Genomic DNA, 3,303 nt, shown 5'->3' with positions numbered 1-3,303 from the left:
CACGTTCGCCGACGTCTTTCTCTACGGCATGCTCGATTTCGCCGGCCAGGTCGGCCAGCCGCTCGATCCCGCCAACACCCACATCGCCACCTGGTTCAAGCGCGTGGGCGCGCGGCCGTCGGTGAAGGCTTAAAACTCTCGTGTCCCGGACGCCGCGCGGTATTCCGGGCGATGCGAAGCATCGTCCCGTATAGCGCGACGCAGAGCAGGGACCCATCTGGACCCCGGATCAGCAGCGCACCACACCACGCCGCAAGCCCGGCGCGCTGCATCCGGGGCACGTCCTTAGTCACATCACCACCGGCTTGTCCGGCAACTCGTTGCGATGCGGGCCGTGCGGGGGGAAGTGTCTAGCGAGCTCGCGCGACACCGCTTCGATACCCGCGATGACGCCGTGCTCGAAGCGGCCGGATCCGAATTCGGTCTCCATCTCGCGGCAGATCTTCTCCCAGCCGGCGGCGCCGACCTTGGCGTCGATGCCGCGGTCGGCGACGATCTCGACGTCGCGGTCGGCGAGCAGCAGGTAGATCAGCACACCGTTGTTGTGCGCGGTGTCCCAGATCCGCAAATGCGAGAAGACGTCGAGCGCGCGCTCGCGCGCCGGCTGGTTGCGGAACAGCGGCGCGCCGTCGAGCGCGCCTTCCACCACGAAGCGGACCTGGCCGGAATGGGTGGTCTCGCTTTGCCTGATGGCCTGCTCGATCCGCTCCAGCACTCTTGGCGGAAATACCTGCTTCGCCCGCCAAGTGTGCTGCACGAGATGCCTGGTGATGCGCCTGATGCTCATGCCTACCAGCTCCCCGACGCGCCGCCGCCGCCAAAACTGCCGCCGCCACCGCTGAATCCGCCGCTGTCGCTCGACGAGCCGCTGCTCCAGCCGCCGCCGCTTCCGCCACCCGACCAGCCGCCGGACGAGCCCTTGCGCCCAACGCCGGGACCGCCGCCGGAAAAAATGCTGTCGCCGAGCAGCGTGAAGAGGAAGACGACGCCGCCCGCCAGGAGCGAGGCCGCGATCGAGCCGGCGATGAACCAGGCCACGACACCGACGAGGCCGCCCGCGGTCAGCGACCCCAGCAGCCGGCCAAAGATGCCACGGAACAGCCCGCCGAACATGAAGACCGCGATCAGCAGGAACGGATTGAACGGATCGATGCCGGAGAAGACGTCGCTGCCCTTCCAGTGCGGCGGCTCCGGCGCCGGCAACGCCTCGCCGTCGACCACCCGGATCATGCGGTCGACGCCGGCCGCGATGCCGCCGGCGAAATCTCCGCTCTTGAATTTCGGCGTGATGTCCTCGTCGATGATGCGCCGGGAAGTCGCATCCGTCAGCGAGCCCTCGAGCCCGTAGCCGACCTCGATGCGCAAATGCCGGTCGTTCTTGGCGATCACCAGGATCGCGCCGTCGTCGATCTTCTTGCGGCCAACCTTCCAGGCCTCGGCGACCCGGATCGAGAACTGCTCGATGGTCTCCGGCTGCGTCGTCGGCACGATCAGGACGGCGATCTGGCTGCCTTTTCGGGTCTCGAAGTCCCGCAGCTTCTGCGTCAGCGAGGCGACGTCGCCCGCGCCCAGCGTCCCGGTCTGGTCGACCACGCGTCCCGTGAGCTGCGGCACCGCCACCTCGGCCGCCGCGGTGAACGCGAAGCCGAGGAGCAGCGCGAGCAGGAGGACTCTTGCGGCACGCATGCTGGGCGGATGCGCTACTTCGACGGCGCCGGATTGAAATCGACCTTCGGCGCGGTCGAGATCTCCTTCTCGTTCTCGACCGTGAAGTTCGGCTTCGCCGTGTAGCCGAACGCCATCGCGGTCAGGTTGGTCGGGAACGAGCGGATCGTGACGTTGTAGTCCTGCACCGACTTGATGTAGCGGTTACGCGCCACCGTGATGCGGTTCTCGGTGCCCTCGAGCTGCGACATCAGGTCCTTGAACAGCGCGTCCGACTTGAGCTGCGGATAGTTCTCGGTGACGACCAGCAGGCGCGACAGCGCGCTGGAGAGCTCGCCTTGCGCTTGCGTGAATTTCTGGAACGCGGCGGGATCGTTCAGGACCTCCGGCGTCGCCTGGATGCTGCCGACCTTGGCGCGGGCGTTGGTGACCCCGAGCAGCACGTCCTTCTCCTGCTGCGCAAAGCCCTTCACCGAGTTGACGAGATTGGGCACGAGATCGGCGCGGCGCTGATACTGGTTCACGACCTCCGACCAGTTGGCCTTGATCTGCTCGTCCTGGTTCTGGATCGCGTTGTAGCCGCAATTGGTCAGGCTCAGCGCCGCCAGCACGGTCAGAAACTTGCGCATTGCAATCTCCCTCTGCTTGGACCGCAAGCTAGCAGAATCGCGGCCCGAGGTAAGCAAGCCCGATGCCTCCGGCTAGCCGATTTACGCAAGCCTCTTGCCTATCATCGGCCGAAATAGTCACATGCAGAGACGATAATACCAGACGGAAACGCCAATGACCTCGTTCGAGACCATCCTCGTGGAGAGGCCGGAGCCGGCGATCACCCGGATCGTGATGAACCGGCCGGAGGCGCGCAACGCGCAGAACCTGCAGATGACCTACGACCTCAACGCCGCATTCGACGCGGCGGTGCAGGACGATACGGTCAAGGTCGTCATCCTCGCCGGCAATGGCCCGCACTTCTCCGCCGGCCACGACCTGCGGCCGGGCGGCAAGAATGCGGCCGGCGTCGATTTTCCGCCGATCGGAAATTGGGGCGGCTTTGCCGAACCCAATGCCCACGGCCGTTTTGCGCGCGAGCAGGAGATCTACCTGCAGATCACGCGGCGTTGGCGCAACCTGGCGAAGCCGACGATTGCCGAGGTTCATGGCAAGTGCATCGCCGGCGGGCTGATGCTGGCCTGGGCGTGCGATCTCATCGTCGCCAGCGACGACGCGCAGTTCTGCGACCCCGTCGTCACCATGGGCGTCTGCGGCGTCGAATGGTTCGTGCATCCATGGGAGCTCGGCCCGCGCAAGGCCAAGGAGTTCCTATTCACGGCCGACAGCTGGACGGCGCAGGAGGCGCATCAGCTCGGCATGGTCAACCGCGTGGTGCCGCGCACCGAGCTGTCGTCATCCGTGCTGGCGCTGGCGCGCAGCATCGCGGCAAAACCGTCCTTCGCGCTGAAGCTGACGAAAGAGGCGGTCAACCGCTCGGTCGACGTCATGGGCCAGCCTGCCGCGATCGACCAGGCCTTTGCGCTGCATCAGCTCTGCCATGCCCATAATCTGCAGGAGTTCGGCATGGTGGTCGATCCGTCCGGCCTGCATCCCTCGGTACGCAAGCCCCCGGCTGCAGCGGAGTAA

At 66.2% G+C, this 3,303-nt stretch carries 4 protein-coding genes; 1 reads left to right on the top strand and 3 read right to left on the bottom strand.

Annotated features, from left to right (window positions below; all coding sequences use genetic code 11):
• Positions 1-289 precede the first annotated feature (289 nt).
• Genes KGM94_RS24490 through KGM94_RS24480 form a run of 3 tightly spaced genes read right to left on the bottom strand, consistent with a single transcriptional unit; the run spans position 290 to position 2,294 of the window.
• A complete protein-coding gene (locus KGM94_RS24490) occupies positions 290-787 on the bottom strand; it encodes a TPM domain-containing protein (RefSeq protein WP_300265092.1) in 498 nt (165 codons plus the stop codon).
• Positions 788-789: 2 nt separating this feature from the next.
• Positions 790-1,686 carry a YgcG family protein gene (locus tag KGM94_RS24485; RefSeq protein WP_300265089.1) on the bottom strand — a complete coding sequence of 299 codons (897 nt, stop codon included), beginning with the start codon at positions 1,684-1,686 and terminating at the stop codon, positions 790-792.
• Positions 1,687-1,700: 14 nt separating this feature from the next.
• Positions 1,701-2,294 (bottom strand): LemA family protein, encoded by a 594-nt coding sequence (locus KGM94_RS24480; RefSeq protein WP_300265086.1) that lies wholly within the window; start codon positions 2,292-2,294, stop codon positions 1,701-1,703.
• Positions 2,295-2,448: 154 nt separating this feature from the next.
• Between KGM94_RS24480 and KGM94_RS24475 the strand changes: the two genes are divergently transcribed.
• Positions 2,449-3,303 (top strand): enoyl-CoA hydratase, encoded by an 855-nt coding sequence (locus KGM94_RS24475; protein ID WP_300265083.1) that lies wholly within the window; start codon positions 2,449-2,451, stop codon positions 3,301-3,303.

This window comes from Bradyrhizobium sp., from assembly GCF_028868675.1.
Classification (GTDB): Bacteria; Pseudomonadota; Alphaproteobacteria; order Rhizobiales; family Xanthobacteraceae; genus Bradyrhizobium.
Note: the sequence above shows the minus strand (reverse complement) of the source record. Positions and strands in the feature narration are given on the sequence as shown.

Bases quoted from the DNA above. Each gene is read 5' to 3' on its own strand.
- KGM94_RS24485 (WP_300265089.1), bottom strand. From the start codon at position 1,686: ATGCGTGCCGCAAGAGTCCTCCTGCTCGCGCTGCTCCTCGGCTTCGCG.
- KGM94_RS24490 (WP_300265092.1), bottom strand. From the start codon at position 787: ATGAGCATCAGGCGCATCACCAGGCATCTCGTGCAGCACACTTGGCGG.
- KGM94_RS24480 (WP_300265086.1), bottom strand. From the start codon at position 2,294: ATGCGCAAGTTTCTGACCGTGCTGGCGGCGCTGAGCCTGACCAATTGC.
- KGM94_RS24475 (WP_300265083.1), top strand. From the start codon at position 2,449: ATGACCTCGTTCGAGACCATCCTCGTGGAGAGGCCGGAGCCGGCGATC.